Below are 14,473 nucleotides of genomic sequence, written 5' to 3' on the forward strand. Positions count from 1 at the left end.
CGTCCGCCCCGTTTCGCGATCTGCTGGGCTCGGTTTCGAATCGGTCGCGGGCGCATCCGGCATCAACGCTGATCGGACTGCCAAAGCGCACAGCGGAACTCAACGTCTGCTCTGTGAGAATTCTTGGTGGAGCCGAGAATTGATATCGAAGAGCTTGCCGAGTGCGACGAGTTCGGTGGTCAGAACAAGTGCGGTCGAGCACACCGCGAGCAACGAAATCAGTACGAACAGTTGCATGACCGCGGAATCGGCCGGGGACGCCCCACCGAGCACCATGCCGACAAACGCCCCCGGAATCGTGACCAACCCGACAGTTCGGGTCTGGTCGATGGCAGGCACGAGTGCGGTCGCCGCTGCCGTGCGGCAGATCTCCATCCGCGCGTCATATGTGGAGAATCCCAGGGACAGTGCCGCTTCGACTTCGCCGTGACGAACCTTCAACTCGTCTGCCGCCCGGCGCCCGGTCAACGACGTGGTGTTCATCGCGCCACCGATCATGATGCCCGCGCTCGGAATCACGGCCAAACCCGACGCCGGCAGGACCCCCACCAGCACCAGCGTGCCGACCACGACGATCGTCATCGCCGCCACCGGAAGCAAGGTCTGCCAGATCTCGCGAAGGGTGGGGCGGTGACCGGTGACCCGGCCGGCGGCAGTCCATGCCGCGATGATCGCCATCAAGAGAACGAACCCGGCCGACGCCCACAGATTGCGTACCAGCAGTCCCAGAACGAGTGCCAGCACACCCAGTTGAACCGTTGCGCGAACTGACGCTCGGGCAATGGGCCAGTGCAGTCGGGTTCGTCCCGCATAGGCCACGAGTACGGCGGTGACGGCCAACAGGGCTATCGCAACCACGAGCACGGGTCCGATGCGAATGACCGTATCCGACATCAGACCTCCTGACCCTTCGACAAAATCAGCCGGCGTCCGAGTCCGGTCCGCGCGTTGTATTCGACCGTAGTCCCTGGGGATTCCGATGTGCTCGCGCCGCATCGGCCCGGCGAGTTCTCGCAGTGAAGGACCAACGACACTTGGCTTTGGGGCCTCGACCACAGACACTGGGAAGACGACACACGATACACACGTGCGAGTCACACATGTGCTCGCCTGAAAGGTGCTGCCATGTCGCAGGTTCAGCGAATCATCGTTGGTGTAGACGGATCGGAGCATTCGCTCGAGGCGGTGCGCTGGGCCGCTTACGACGCTGCGCTCCGGGGAGTGCCCTTGACCATCGTCACGGTGATGCGAGATCGATTGCCCAGCCTGGCCGATGCGATCAATCTGAGGTCGGACCGGTCCAGACTTCTTCGGCGTAAGACCGAGGCGACACTGGAAGTGGCAGCCGAGGCGGCGCGGCAGGCCGCTGGTGCCGGAGATCTCAAGGTCAACACCGCGATCGAGGTGGGCGAAGCGGCAGACGTGATGCTGAAGCTCGGGGAGCAGCAGGTGATGCTCGTGGTCGGCTCACGAGGACTGGGTGAGTTCACCGGCGGGCTCATCGGATCGGTCAGCACGCACATCGTCACGCATGCCCGGTGCCCGATCGCCGTGGTGAAGTCGGGTGACCACACGGCCCGACCGTCTGTGTTGCCGGTGGTGGTCGGGCTCGACGGCACCGAGCACAGCGAGCCGGCGCTGGCCCACGCGCTGGCCGAGGCGTCGGTCCGCGGCGTCGAATTGGTTGCGGTTCATGCCCTGATCGATTTCGATCCCGCTCACGCCAACTCGGGTGGATTCGCTGATCCGAAGATGCCCGCCGACCCGCTCGACGACGTGGTGCTCGCCGAGAGCCTCGCCGGTTGGCAGGAGCAGTTCCCGGATGTGCGTATTCGTCGGGAAACGGTCCGGGACCGCCCGGTACGTCACCTGGTGCGCGAAGCCGATCAGGCGCAGTTGATCGTGATGGGAAGCCGTGGTGGTGGCGGGTTGCCGACGATGCTTGTCGGTTCCACCAGTCAAGCGGTGCTGCACACCGTGCAGACCCCGGTGCTGATCGTGCCCACGGCTCGGTGAGATGCGGTGCCGTCTTGTGGGAGGGCCGCTGTTTTCAGTCTTGTTGAGGTGAGGGTCGTAGGACGGCGGCGCCGGCGAATCGTCCGGCCTTCAGGTCGCGTAGCGCGGTGTGCGCCTCGGTGAGTGGATATTCGGTCGTTTCGATCTGTAGTTCGTATTCGTCGGCGAAGTTGAGGAACTCGCGTGCGTCGGCCCGCGTGTTGGCTTCGACGCTGTGAATGTTCTTCTCGTGGAAGAGATGTCGCTGATAGTTGAGAGCTGGTGTGTCACTCATGTGAATGCCGGCCAACGACAGTGTTCCACCGCGGTCGAGGGCTTCGAGGGCGGTGGGCACCATGTCGCCGACGGGGGCGAACACGATTGCGGCGTCGAGTGGTTCCGGTGGTGGGTCATAGGCGCCCTGGGCTGAGGCGGCACCGAGTTCGAGAGCGAGATTCCGTGCCTCCTGACCGCGTGTCATCACATGCAGGGTTGCGCCCAGGTGAAGCGCGACTTGCGCCACCAGGTGGGCGCTGCCGCCGAAACCGTACAGGCCAAGACGTCCACCCGGCGGCAGTGCGGCGCGTTTCAATGCCCGGAAGCCGATGATGCCGGCACACAACAGCGGCGCCAGTTGTGTGGCGGTATAGCCCGTCGGGAGTGCGAGGGCGTAGTCGGCAGGTGCAACCACGTAGTCGGCATAACCACCGTCGCGGTCCCACCCGGTGTACAGCGAACTCAGACAAAGATTCTCAGAACCCCGGCGGCAATAGTTGCATATTCCGCACGTGTATCGGAGCCATGGGACGCCGACCAGCTCGCCGACCTGAAACTCGGTTGTGGTGTCGGGAGCAATCTCCACCACGCGGCCGACGATTTCGTGACCGGGGACAACGCCGCGGTGGTGCACGGGGAGATCGCCTTCGGTGACATGGAGATCGGTTCGGCAGACCCCACACGCCTCGACCGCGAGTAGGAGTTCACCGGAGTTCGGGATCGGCCGAGGTTCGTCCACCCACTCGATCGGCGAATCTTCGACAGGTCCCGGGTTTCTCACTCGCCATGCGTGCATCTGGTCTACCTCCGGCCTCGAAGGGCTTGTCTACGGGGAGCTATAGCCTGTCTGCGATCGTACGCGCGGCGATGTGATCGACGACAGCGCCGAGGCCATCGCGGCGATACACCCGGCGTTGGTGCACGGCACCATTGCCGGAGGAGAAAACTCTTTTGATCGCGTCGGCGACCATGTCACCGTCGCCGACGACATCCAGGGCGGGCGAGGTGTACTCGACCAACTGGTCGACCGCGGTTCGGCTCCCGACCATGTTGCCGCTCAACGGATCCGGGAGCATGCCCGTGGTCCCGTCTCGGGTGGCGCGCCACTTGGCAAGCCGCAGGGTGTCGGTGTCGATGTCGGGAAGACCGGCCTCATTGCGCCGGAGATGGTCGAGCTCGGTCATCACCAACGCCCGGACAAGGGCCGCGTACAGAACGGTCTCATCGGTTGTGGCCGGGACGTCGGACACGCGGAGCTCCAGTGTGTCGAACTTGTCAGAGTAACGGATGTCCCAGTAGATCATTCCGGTGTCCAACGCTGCGCCGACAGCGCGCATCCGGGCAACCGCGTTGTCGTAGTCCTTTTCGGACTCGAAGTGTGGCGGCACGCCGGCAGTGGGCCATCTGGACCACAGCACGGTCCGCCAGCTGCTGTAACCGCTATCGGCTGAGTTGTGCAGCGCGGAGTTTGCGGTCAGCGCCGCCAACACCGGTAACCAGCGCCGCAGCCGGTTGATCACCGCGATACCTTCACCGCGGTGCGGTACCTCCACGTGAACGTGGCACCCGCACACGCCCTGTTCCCGGGCCAGCAGTCCGAAGTTGTCGGCGAGACGCTGGTAACGAGCGGTTCGGGAGACCGGGGTGATGTCACCGGCAACGGGTGGAACGCCACAAGCGAGTACCCGTCCGCTCATCTCCCGCGCCGCCGTCGCGGCAGTTCGGCGGCTGCTCAGAATGTGTTGTCGCAGTTCGGCTGATGTATCCAGAACGGGTGTTGCGGTTTCGATTTGGCATGGCGTCAGTTCCAGGTCGAGATCGAGTCCGAGCGATTTCGCGACGTGGCTCACGGCGGTGCTCTCCATGAATGGCGCGCCGGTGTCGGCGTCCACGAGCAACAACTCTTCCTCGACGCCGAACGTCGGAACACTCATCTCGCCACCCATGGCATCTCCTGACGCAGTCGATCCGGGTTCCACTCGGGGGAGTACCCCGAAGAGGTCTTCACCTACCGGGTGGCGTCGAATCGGCCAGAGAATGGCTGTGCCGCCCGGCACTGGGGAGTGTCCGGGCGGCACCGCGCGCGAAGGGATGTGAACTGGGTTTACTCGTCGGTGGTCATCACGCTGACCCACCAGTTCTCCAGAGGGCTGGGATCAGGCCACACGACCGCTTGGTCGGTTGGATTCACGTCGTCTCCTCTCAGTTGAACTTGTCAGTACTTAGTTCGCCCGGAGAGTTCAGGACAGGCGAACTGTGTAGTGCAAGAAGAGGACTCAGCCGGAGGACCTGGCTTCGATGGACTGTCGAGAATCCGAGTGACCGATCTCGATCCGCCGCGGTTTGGCCTTTTCTGCAACCGGAATCGTGACCGACAGGACGCCGTTGTCGTAGTGTGCACTGATTCCTGCCGGGTCGATACCCTCACCCAGGGACAGTTGGCGACGGTAGCTTCCAAAGAATCGTTCGTTCGTCAACCATTGTGCGCCTCCGGAACTGGCGGAACGTTGCGCCGAAACGGTCAAGACACCGTTGTCGACGCTGACATCGATCGAGCCCGGGTCGACGCCGGGGAGATCGGCGGTCAACAAGTAATGGTCGTCGATCTTGCAGAGATCCATCGGCATGAATCGTGGAGTTCGCGGCGACCCTGTTGCCTGATTCCCCAACAGCCCACGGGTCAATGCATCGACATCGCTGAAAGGATCAAATCGAAGCACAGCAACCCACCTCCTACATCTTCGCGGCCCGCCACCCTGGCGGGCGACCAAATCACTGTGCCCTCTATTTTTAGCACTCGACGGGCACGAGTGACAAGACACAATTTTGGCGAGTTGTGCACCCGCGCACCAGCTTCGGTGTCAGTCTTTGGCGCTTCCCTCGTCACCGTGGGTGTCCCGAAGGTGTCTGCCGCGCTCGACGAACTTCGCGTCGGTTTCGGCGTTCTTGTCGGACACGGTGGTGTCGCGAGGCGGCAGCTGGATTGATTCTTCGGCTGCCAGGCCCGCCTGCAGTTGCCTGCCGCGCTCGAGTTCGGCGTCGAACTCGGCCCCGAACAATAGCGCCAGATTGGTGATCCACAGCCACAGTAAGAAGATGATCACGCCGGCGAGTGCGCCGTAGGTCTTGTTGTAGCTACCGAAGTTCGAAACGTAGAGGGCGAAGAGCACCGATGCGACGATCCAGGTGACGATGGCGATGGCGGCCCCCACGCTGATCCACCGGAACTTCGGCTGTTTCACATTCGGGGTGGCGTAATAGAGGATCGCAACCGTCAGCACCACGAACAGCAGGACAACGGGCCAGCGAGCGATGTTCCAGATCGTCAGAGCCGTGTCCCCGAGTCCGATGACGTCACCGATCGACGAGGCAACGGGACCGCTGACTGCGAGCATCAACCCGACGGCTGCCGCCATCAGCAACGCCACGAGAGTGATGAGCAGTATTTGAGGTCGCAGCTTCCAGATCGGACGCCCTTCTTCGACCTCGTACATCCGATTCATCGCCCGGCCAAAGGCGCCGACGTACCCCGATGCCGACCACAGAGCACCGAGTAGACCGATGACCAGTGCAAAGCCGGCGGACGGTGCATCGACCAGTTGCTCGACCGGTCCGCGCAACGTGTCCACCGCCGATGACGGTCCGAGGTCATCGATCATCTGCATGACGGAGTCGACCGTCTTCTGGCCCTGTCCGAAGATGCCCAGGAGTGAGACGAGGGCGAGGAGGGCGGGGAACAGTGAGAGCACGGCGTAGTAGGTGAGTGCAGCGGCGAGGTCCGTGCATTGGTCCTTTGAGAACTCGCGAATCACCTTGCGCAAGACATAGAAGAAAGACGGCTTTGTCAGGTCTGTCGGCGACTCGGGTTTGCGCGGATCGTCCGGGTCGGGTGTCGAGGATGCGAACGTTTTGTCGTCGCGTGTGCTGGCCATGTCCACAGGTACCCGCGATGGTGGGTTGTGAAACCGGTGATCAGAGTAGATCCAGCTCTGTCAGCGCGGTGAAGGCGTTGTCCGCGCTCTGCCATAGCGCTGTGATGTTGTTGCGCGTTTCAGGGGCTGTTGCCGGATTCTGCAGGCCCAACCCGTTGGTGAACGTCAACACGTTGTAGCCGACGTCGGCAGCACGCAGCATCGCGTCAGTTGCCACGCCTGCCCCGACTAGACGATCGAGCCCCTCGCCGACGAAGTAGAAGCGGAACAGGGGACCTAGATCTGCTGCCGACCCATAGGCCGCGGTGGTGTCATTGACGATGGAGTCGCCGTGGATCGCGATGGTGTCGACGATCGTGAAGTAGTCGCGGGCCTGTGCCGGAGTCGATGTTGCGTCAGCAACCGCGTAAGCGAGGTCCACCGTCAGGTGAGCGTTGTATCCGACCATGGCCGTCCGGGCCGGGGAGGCGCTGCAGTCACGAGCGAAGTCGAAGTAGCGCTCCCACTGAGGTGGCACTGGTGCGTCGTTGAACTCCGCATGCAGGGCGTCGAGGAAACGGTTGAGTAATGCCAAACTGATCACCGGAGCCCACGCGGGATGTTCGAAGGCATTCTTGGTGTGCTGAAGCGGCGCGACGGCATCACGCTCCACGCTGTACAGACCCACCGCGAACAATCCACGACGGTCGCCGCGTTCGACCAAGATCTCGGTGATGGACGCGAGGTCGGCAATCGCGCCGTCCAATTTGGCCAGCGGTGTCGCCTCGCGTCGATCCGCAGTGTCGGAGAGTTCGATTATCCGACGAATGTCGGTGTCCGACAACTGTTGTCCGCACGCTACGGTCGGTGTCGCAGACGCCGTGCTCGCGCCAAGGGGGATTGTCGATGCCGCAACCGCGACCGCAACGGTGGTGATGGCAACGCCAAGGCGTCGTGTCATGGCTGCGTTTACCCGCCAAGGACTTTGCTCAAACGTGTGTGGTGAACTGCGAGAGAATTGTCGGACCACTCATTGTGCAGAGCGGCATTCATTGATGGTGCCCGGCTCGCGCTCAGTCCGCGATCATTTTCTGGGCATGCTCGAGAATCGCTTCGAATGTGAAGTCGAAGGTCGTCTCTTCGACGTCGTCGATGCGGCGGCCCTTTTCTGAAAGCTCTTGGAACAGCGGCGCGGTCAATGCGCTGTTGGTGCCACTGCGCGGCCCACCGCCCCCGTCGCCGGAGAAGACCCCGTGGTGTTCGATCATTGCTGCGCCGCACACATGTGCCAACAACGACAGATACACCTCGAGTGCCTCAGATGGGGTGAATCCGGCGTCCACCATCTCGGTGATCATCGCGTCGAGTTTGGTTGCGGTCGCGCGGATCGACACCGGACTCAATTGGCCCGTCCTGGCACGCAGAAGAAACAACTCGATCAACACCGGTTGATTCTGGAATGTCTGATGCATCTTCCGGAAGTGCTTGCGCAGGGCGTCCTGCCAATTGTCGGCCCTGACCGAAGGTGTTGCGGCGTGGTACTCCTCGCTCGCCTGTTCGGTCATCGCGTCGAGGAGGTCTTCTTTCTTGCGGAAGTACCAGTACATGCTGGCGACGCCGACATCGAGGTGCTTGGCGAGCGAAGCCATGCTGAGTTGACTCAACGACTTCTTGTTGGCGACCTCGAATGCCCCGGCGATGATCTCCTCTGCTGAGATCGATCCTCGTGGTCGGCGGATCCCTGCTGCCTTCCTGGACTTCGCCGTAGCCATCCTTCTCTCTCGTTCGCGCGCTGGTCGTCGATGTGTCCAGAACCTCGGGCAGAGGGACCGCATCCCGACGCCCGGCCATCTTTGATCGGCGCGAGTGAGCGCTGACGAAAGACCCGCGACGTCAAAAAGATAGCACCTCCCTGGTTCGACGAAAGGGCGCAATGATGCCGCTGCGATCGGAGTTGGTCCGGTTTGGCCGAATCGCGATTTCCGTGTTCTGTAACGCGTTACAGTCTTGCCGAGACCTCGTATGGTCGCCCCTATCATTGGCCGTTCGATTTCTCGCCGACTCCGGATTGCCCTGGTCAGCTGCGTTCTATTCTCTGAAGGGACCCCACTTGAAAACAACACAGGCACGACGGCACACGGTCCGTAACGCCGCGCTTTACGGTGCGGCCTCGTTACTACTACTCGGGTTGGTCTCGGGCTGTAGCGACTCGTCATCCGGGTCTACCAACGCGGATGCGGCGGGCGTTTCACTGCCATCGAATGTGCCGGAGGGTGATCCGATCAAACTCGGTTTCATCGCGCCGGAAGGCGGGACCGTCAATCTGCCCATGGTTCGTGAGGGTGGTGAGGCCGCAGCGGAGTACCTGAACAACAACGGTGGCGGTATCGGCGGACACAAGGTTGATCTCGTCGTCTGCAAGCAGCAGGAGGAGCCGGCGTCGGCGACGAAATGCGCGAACGAGATGGTCGAGCAGAAGGTTGCCGCAGTGGTCACGCCACTGGGTGCGCAGGGTGCGGTGATGTTGCCGATCATCACCGGCGCGGGTATCCCGTATGTTGCTCAGGCTCCGGTCTCGCAGGTGGAAATGGTCTCGCCCGGTTCGTTCATGCTCTCGGGCGGGATCATCGCGGTGATGACCGGCCAGGCAACAGTTGCCGCCCAGGAAGGCGTGAAGAAGTTCACCGTTTTCGTCGGCGACAGCGGCGACGCGGCAGCGTCGGTGAAGGCGCTCGGTGACCCATTGTTCAAGCGGGCGGGCATCGAACTGAACGTCGTCACCATCCCGACCGGGACGGCCGATCCCACGCCCCAGATCACCGCCGGCCTGCAGAACAAGCCCGACGCCGTCACGATTCTCGGCGACTCATCGCAGTGCATCACGTCTCTCAAAGCCTTGCAGACGGTGGCGCCGACGGTGCAGAAGTACCTGATTGCCACGTGCATCGACAAAAGCGTGACCGATAGCGTTGGTATGGAGGCGATCACCGGTGCCAAGGCATTCACCACCGTCAACCTGAGCTCCGATGATCCTTCGGTGAAGCTCTACAAGGATGTCATGGCGAAATACGCCCCCGATACCGATCCCGCAGGTATCGGTTACACCGGGTACCAGGTCGTCATGTCGATGGGTGAGGTCGGCAAGTCGCTCACCGGTCCGGTCACGCCCGAGCAGTTCACGACGGCGTTGGCCTCGGCCAAGGACGTACCGTTCCCCGCGGCACCGGGTTTGACCTTCACCTGTGATGGCAAGGCGTTCCCACCGCTTCGTGCACTGTGCAGCAAGGCAATTCTCGTCAGTGACGTCACCGGTGACGGGGCGTTCACCAACACCGTCGCAGTCAACAACGGCTAGATCTAACGGACCGGGGGTCGCGTCTCGTTTGCGGCCCCCGGTCGAGGACACTTGATGACACAGCACTTCTCGTTTCTTCTTCTGGGCCTGGGTAACGGGGCCGTTTTTGCCGCTCTGGGGCTCGCGCTCGTGATGACCTTCAAGAGTTCCGGAGTGGTCAACTTCGCCACCGGCGCGGTGGCCCTCTACGCGGCGTACACCTACGCCTTCCTACGAAAGGGTGAACTCCTCAACCCGATTCCGGGTCTGCCTGCGAGGATCGATCTCGGCGGTGAGTGGGGCGTGATCCCCGCGATGGCGCTGTCCGTTGTCATCGCGGCAATCTTGGGAGTCATCCTCTACCTCATCGTGTTTCGCCAGATGCGCGCCGCACCGGCTCTGGCAAAAGCGGTCGCGTCCATCGGCCTGATGCTGGTGATCCAGGCGCTGATCGCGTTGCGAGTGGGTACCAATACGCCGACCGTGGGACCCATCTTCAAACTCGACACCATTTCGATCGGCGACACCGTGGTCCCGACCGATCGGCTGTGGTTGGCCGTTGTGGTTGTGTCCTTGGCCGTGTGCGCCGGTCTTGTCCTGCGCTACACCCGTTTTGGGCTCGAGACGGAGGCCGCGGCCGAGTCGGAAAAGGGTGCGCTGGTCACCGGTCTGTCTCCGGACCGGATCGCAGTGAGCAACTGGGCCCTGTCCTCAGCGGTCGCTGCCGTCGGTGGCGTGGTCATCGCACCGATAGTCCCGCTCAATCCGGTTGCCTATTCGATGTTCATCGTTCCCGCCCTCGCCGCCGCACTGGTTGGCAATTTTTCGAGTGTCGCACTGACCGTTGGCGCGGGGCTGGTGATCGGGATGGTGCAATCCGAGGCCACCAATCTGCAGGCGACGATCGACTGGTTCCCTCAGGCGGGCGTGGCCGAAGCCGTTCCGTTGCTGCTGATTATGATTTTCCTGCTCGTTCGTGGGCAGCCGCTTCCGGGACGGGGTGCGGTGACCCGTCAGGATCTCGGACGATCGCCCCGTCCACGCCGACTGCTGCTGGGAACCGTAGCCGGTCTGGGAGCCGGGATGCTCGCCTTGCTCCTGACGTCGGGGAGCATTCGGTTGGCGGTGGTCTGCTCGATGATCTTCGCTGTCATCGCGCTCTCTCAGGTGGTGATCACCGGGTATGCCGGCCAGGTGTCGCTGGCGCAGCTCACCCTTGCCGGTGTCGGTGCCTACAGCCTGACCCGGTTCACCACAGATCTGGACATCCCTTTTCCCATCGCTCCGGTCCTTGCGGCGCTGGTCGCTATGGGTATCGGAGTCGCGGTCGGACTGCCTGCGCTACGGGTCCGCGGTCTGCCTTTGATGGTGGCGACCCTCGCGCTTGCGGTCTTCCTGGAGGCCTTCTGGTTTCGTAACCCGACCTTCAACGGCGGTATGCAGGGCGCAGCGATCGAGCCACCGACTCTGTTCGGCATCGACCTCGGGATCGGGGCCGGTGAAGGTTATCCGAGGCTGGCATTCGGAATCGTTTGTCTGGTCTTCCTCGCACTGGTTGCACTTGGGGTTGCGAGTCTGCGGCGCAGCGGTCTCGGTGCTTCGATGCTCGCTGTCCGTGCGAACGAACGGTCAGCGGCGGCTGCGGGAATCAACGTCGGGATGACGAAGCTTGTTGCGTTCGCGATCGCATCCTTTGTGGCCGGTCTCGGTGGTGCGCTCCTGGGCTATCAGCAAACCCTGGCCACCGCCGGCAGTTTCGGTGTATTCGCCGGCATCGGCCTGTTTGCCGTCTTCTACGTGGCTGGAGTGACCTCGGTGTCCGGCGGTCTCCTTGCCGGAATCCTGGCGCCCGGCGGTCTCATGTTCTACGTCTCCGACCGGTATCTGCATTTCGGTGACTACTACATGCTCTCGAGTGGGATCCTGCTGGTGGTCGTCGTGGTGACCACGCCGGATGGACTTGCCGGCTACCTGCACCGGATCCGGATCCCCGGATTGGCAGGTCGGGCGACGCAGCCGAAAACGGATGACTCGTCAGTGGTCGACAAGGAGATTGCCCTTGCGCCCCAAGGCCATATCGGCGACGACGTGGTCCTGACGGTCCAGGGTGTGAGTGTTCACTACGGTCCTGTGCGCGCCGTCGACGACGTCAGCTTTGATCTACGGTCCGGTGAGATCGTCGGCTTGATCGGGCCCAACGGTGCAGGCAAGACCACGCTCATCGACGCGATCAGTGGATTTGCCGATTCTCGCGGTCGAGTCACATTGAACGGCAATCAGATCGAGGGGTTGGCACCTCACCGTCGTAGCCGCCTCGGATTGGGCCGCACCTTCCAGGACCTGGAACTGTATGACGAACTCTCGGTCGCGGAGAACGTGACGGTCGGAGCGGTCCGGAGTGGCGGTGAAACGTCAGAGACCGTCGGCGCGGTGTTGCGGTTGTTGCAGATCGAACACCTGGCGGACGTTGCGGCAGCTGACCTTTCCCAGGGCAGGCGGCAGTTGGTGTCGGTGGCCCGAGTGCTCGCAGGCAGACCGGTTGTTGCCCTGTTGGACGAGCCCGCTGCGGGGCTCGACACCACCGAGAGCAGGTGGCTGGGCGAGCGATTGCAGGCGGCTCGCTCGATGGGTTCGACGATGCTCCTTGTCGATCACGACATGGAACTGGTACTCAGCATCTGCGACCGTGTCATCGTGCTCGACCTCGGCGGGGTGATCGCCACTGGAACGCCCGACGAGATCAGGTCTGACGACGCGGTGATTCGCGCGTACCTCGGTTCTCCTGCCAGGCAACCCGATGACTCGGCGGAGGCCGTGGGCTCCGCCGCAACGGATGAGGTGTCAACATGAGCGTCCTGTCCTGTCACGATCTGAATGCCGGCTACGTTCGGTCGAGTCCGTGTGTGCGTGGTCTCGATCTCGTGCTCGCTGAAGGGGAGATCGTTGCTCTTCTCGGGCCGAACGGTGCGGGCAAGACGACGCTGCTGATGACGTTGGCCGGATTGCTTCCCAGACTCGGCGGCTCGGTGCTGTTGGCCGGTGACGAACTCGGATCCGGGAATCCGCGCGCCGCGGTGCGCGGGGGAATGGTCCTGGTGCCCGACGATCGCGCATTGTTCAAGAAGCTGTCGGTCGAGAAGAATCTCCGTCTTGCCATTCGGGAGCGCGGACGAACGGCGCGCGCATCCATCGATGAAGTGCTGCAGCTCTTTCCGGCGCTTGAACCTCGTCTCAACCTCGCGGCAGGTCAGCTCTCAGGCGGCGAGCAACAGATGCTTGCGATCGGCAGGGCGCTCGTACAGCGACCCAAGGTGCTGCTCATCGATGAGCTGAGTATGGGGTTGGCCCCCGTCGTGGTCGAATCGATACTGGCCGTCCTACGTGATGTCGCGTCCACCCAGCGGACCGCGGTGATGCTGGTGGAACAGCATGTACGGCTTGCGCTGGGGATCGCCGACCGTGCCGTTGTCCTGGTCCACGGTCAGGTGAACCTGGAGGACGATGCGGCGGTGCTTTCAAAGGATGTGGGCAGGATTGAACGCGCCTACCTCGGTCAGTCCGGAGTCGCCGGTTGATGAGTGCAAGCGTGGCACTCGCCAATGGTCAACGAGTTGCGCAACCGTGCAACAACTTCAGTATTCGGTGTTTAGGGCGCAGCGAGTAGGGGCATCCTCTCGGGTATCGGCTCCATGCCACCGCTTACCCGCCCGAGGAGATTTTGATGTCCACAGATGCAATCGTCATCCTCAAAGAGGATCACAAGGTAATCAAGAAGCTGTTCAACGACTTCCGGAATGCCGGTCCGAATGCGACAAAGACCAAGTCGGACATTGTCTCCAAGATCATCGAGGTATTGACGGTTCACACCTATATCGAGAACGAGGGCATGTATCCGGCGGTGCGCAAAGCGGTCCCCGACGTCGAGGACGACATCCTGGAATCGTACGAGGAGCATCACGTCGCGGATTTGCTGGTGATGGAACTCGCTGGGATGACACCTTCGGACGAACGATTCGACGCGAAGACGACGGTCCTCATCGAAATAGTGGAGCACCACATCGAGGAAGAGGAAGACGAGTGGTTCCCGGAGGTCCGAAAGGCCCTCGGACGCAAAGAGCTGCAGGAGATCGGTGAGCAACTTCTCGCTCTGAAGAAGAAGGCACCTCATTCACCTGCCCAGCCGTCTGCGTTGAAGAAGACCATCGACGCCGTGATCAAGTGACGGTGTGATCGACTGAGTCGGCGAAACCGGTGCCGACTGCCAGGAGCGCCATGAATCCAGCTGATCTGGCTGCGTACCCGATCAAGGTGGGTGCCGCAGTTCGTGGCGCTCGCCTCTTCCATCCGAACGGTGTGCTTGCCGTCGGCTCGCTGGTGAGGATGGCCGCGGTCGGCGTGGGCTTGCCCGTTGAGAGTGGCGATGTGGTTGCGCGCGTTTCCAAGGGGATAGGCACGCCGGGCGGGGTGCCGGATGTTCTCGGCCTGGCCATGCGCATGGATCCACACGAGGGTGACCCGACGCCGTGGGACGTGCTGTTGGCCAGTGCGCTCGGCGGCAGCGGCTGGTCGAAGATGATCCCTTTTCCGGCACGTTCGATCGACAACGCGGTCCTCACGACACTTCAGCCGCTGGATTGCCAATCGAAGCATTGGTGGCTGCGTGCCCGACTCGCGCCGGCGAGTCTGGGCTCAGGTGTCGGTATGTCGCTGGACCGCATGGCCGAACGAATCGACCGCGACGGAATGGTCTTCGACATCGAACAGGCAGAACATCGAGGCCCGTTCATGGCGTTGGCGCAGCTGACGCTGACCGCCACCTCGGACGAAGCGGATCACCCGGACATCGGATTCGACCCGACGATCAACACCGTCGAGGGTGTATGTCCTGGTCCGGCCTGGCTATCGAAGATCCGGACGGTTGCCTACCGGCAGAGCCGAGCGGGTCGGCGCTAACGCC

At 62.6% G+C, this 14,473-nt stretch carries 13 protein-coding genes; 6 read left to right on the forward strand and 7 right to left on the reverse strand.

Going from position 1 to position 14,473, the window contains the following annotated elements; translation table 11 throughout:
* Window positions 1-99 precede the first annotated feature (99 nt).
* On the reverse strand, window positions 100-894 hold the full coding sequence (locus AC1D75_RS13145; RefSeq protein ID WP_495515627.1) for an ABC transporter permease: 795 nt from the start codon (window positions 892-894) through the stop codon (window positions 100-102).
* 231 nt (window positions 895-1,125) lie between these two features.
* Between AC1D75_RS13145 and AC1D75_RS13150 the strand changes: the two genes are divergently transcribed.
* Window positions 1,126-2,016, forward strand: coding sequence for a universal stress protein (locus AC1D75_RS13150; protein ID WP_495515628.1), 891 nt, complete (start codon window positions 1,126-1,128; stop codon window positions 2,014-2,016).
* Between the two features lie 34 nt (window positions 2,017-2,050).
* On the opposite strand, the gene AC1D75_RS13155 is transcribed toward AC1D75_RS13150, so the two are convergent.
* The 6 genes from AC1D75_RS13155 to AC1D75_RS13180 all read right to left on the reverse strand — a co-directional run bounded on the left by AC1D75_RS13155 (window position 2,051) and on the right by AC1D75_RS13180 (window position 7,954).
* On the reverse strand, window positions 2,051-3,067 hold the full coding sequence (locus AC1D75_RS13155) for a zinc-binding alcohol dehydrogenase family protein (RefSeq protein ID WP_495515629.1): 1,017 nt from the start codon (window positions 3,065-3,067) through the stop codon (window positions 2,051-2,053).
* A 40-nt stretch (window positions 3,068-3,107) separates the two neighbouring features.
* The gene (locus AC1D75_RS13160) at window positions 3,108-4,205 is read right to left on the reverse strand and encodes a carboxylate-amine ligase (protein ID WP_495515630.1); all 1,098 of its coding nucleotides are present in this window, start codon (window positions 4,203-4,205) and stop codon (window positions 3,108-3,110) included.
* A 342-nt stretch (window positions 4,206-4,547) separates the two neighbouring features.
* Complete coding sequence (locus tag AC1D75_RS13165) at window positions 4,548-4,991, reverse strand: Hsp20/alpha crystallin family protein (RefSeq protein WP_495515631.1); 444 nt, start codon at window positions 4,989-4,991, stop codon at window positions 4,548-4,550.
* Between the two features lie 141 nt (window positions 4,992-5,132).
* A complete protein-coding gene (locus tag AC1D75_RS13170; protein WP_495515632.1) occupies window positions 5,133-6,203 on the reverse strand; it encodes a YihY/virulence factor BrkB family protein in 1,071 nt (356 codons plus the stop codon).
* Window positions 6,204-6,243: 40 nt separating this feature from the next.
* Entirely contained in the window at window positions 6,244-7,143 is a 900-nt protein-coding gene (locus AC1D75_RS13175; RefSeq protein ID WP_495515633.1) for a DUF5995 family protein, read from the reverse strand.
* Between the two features lie 112 nt (window positions 7,144-7,255).
* A complete protein-coding gene (locus tag AC1D75_RS13180; protein WP_495515634.1) occupies window positions 7,256-7,954 on the reverse strand; it encodes a TetR/AcrR family transcriptional regulator in 699 nt (232 codons plus the stop codon).
* A 338-nt stretch (window positions 7,955-8,292) separates the two neighbouring features.
* On the opposite strand from AC1D75_RS13180, the gene AC1D75_RS13185 reads away from it, so the two are divergent.
* The 5 genes from AC1D75_RS13185 to AC1D75_RS13205 all read left to right on the forward strand — a co-directional run bounded on the left by AC1D75_RS13185 (window position 8,293) and on the right by AC1D75_RS13205 (window position 14,469).
* A complete protein-coding gene (locus AC1D75_RS13185) occupies window positions 8,293-9,537 on the forward strand; it encodes an ABC transporter substrate-binding protein (RefSeq protein WP_495515635.1) in 1,245 nt (414 codons plus the stop codon).
* A 54-nt stretch (window positions 9,538-9,591) separates the two neighbouring features.
* Window positions 9,592-12,366 (forward strand): ABC transporter permease subunit, encoded by a 2,775-nt coding sequence (locus AC1D75_RS13190; protein ID WP_495515636.1) that lies wholly within the window; start codon window positions 9,592-9,594, stop codon window positions 12,364-12,366.
* Window positions 12,363-13,091 (forward strand): ABC transporter ATP-binding protein, encoded by a 729-nt coding sequence (locus tag AC1D75_RS13195; protein WP_495515637.1) that lies wholly within the window; start codon window positions 12,363-12,365, stop codon window positions 13,089-13,091. The genes AC1D75_RS13190 and AC1D75_RS13195 overlap by 4 nt, the downstream gene beginning before the upstream one ends.
* Window positions 13,092-13,237: 146 nt before the next feature.
* Entirely contained in the window at window positions 13,238-13,738 is a 501-nt protein-coding gene (locus AC1D75_RS13200; RefSeq protein ID WP_495515638.1) for a hemerythrin domain-containing protein, read from the forward strand.
* 50 nt (window positions 13,739-13,788) lie between these two features.
* Window positions 13,789-14,469 (forward strand): phosphodiesterase, encoded by a 681-nt coding sequence (locus AC1D75_RS13205; RefSeq protein ID WP_495515639.1) that lies wholly within the window; start codon window positions 13,789-13,791, stop codon window positions 14,467-14,469.
* The last annotated feature ends 4 nt before the right edge of the window (window positions 14,470-14,473 follow it).

It is taken from the genome of Williamsia sp. Y712, assembly GCF_059445525.1.

Coding starts and splice junctions, on each gene's coding strand:
- AC1D75_RS13145 (WP_495515627.1), bottom strand. CDS start 894: ATGTCGGATACGGTCATTCGCATCGGACCCGTGCTCGTGGTTGCGATA.
- AC1D75_RS13150 (WP_495515628.1), top strand. CDS start 1,126: ATGTCGCAGGTTCAGCGAATCATCGTTGGTGTAGACGGATCGGAGCAT.
- AC1D75_RS13155 (WP_495515629.1), bottom strand. CDS start 3,067: ATGCACGCATGGCGAGTGAGAAACCCGGGACCTGTCGAAGATTCGCCG.
- AC1D75_RS13160 (WP_495515630.1), bottom strand. CDS start 4,205: ATGAGTGTTCCGACGTTCGGCGTCGAGGAAGAGTTGTTGCTCGTGGAC.
- AC1D75_RS13170 (WP_495515632.1), bottom strand. CDS start 6,203: ATGGCCAGCACACGCGACGACAAAACGTTCGCATCCTCGACACCCGAC.
- AC1D75_RS13175 (WP_495515633.1), bottom strand. CDS start 7,143: ATGACACGACGCCTTGGCGTTGCCATCACCACCGTTGCGGTCGCGGTT.
- AC1D75_RS13180 (WP_495515634.1), bottom strand. CDS start 7,954: ATGGCTACGGCGAAGTCCAGGAAGGCAGCAGGGATCCGCCGACCACGA.
- AC1D75_RS13190 (WP_495515636.1), top strand. CDS start 9,592: ATGACACAGCACTTCTCGTTTCTTCTTCTGGGCCTGGGTAACGGGGCC.
- AC1D75_RS13195 (WP_495515637.1), top strand. CDS start 12,363: ATGAGCGTCCTGTCCTGTCACGATCTGAATGCCGGCTACGTTCGGTCG.
- AC1D75_RS13200 (WP_495515638.1), top strand. CDS start 13,238: ATGTCCACAGATGCAATCGTCATCCTCAAAGAGGATCACAAGGTAATC.
- AC1D75_RS13205 (WP_495515639.1), top strand. CDS start 13,789: ATGAATCCAGCTGATCTGGCTGCGTACCCGATCAAGGTGGGTGCCGCA.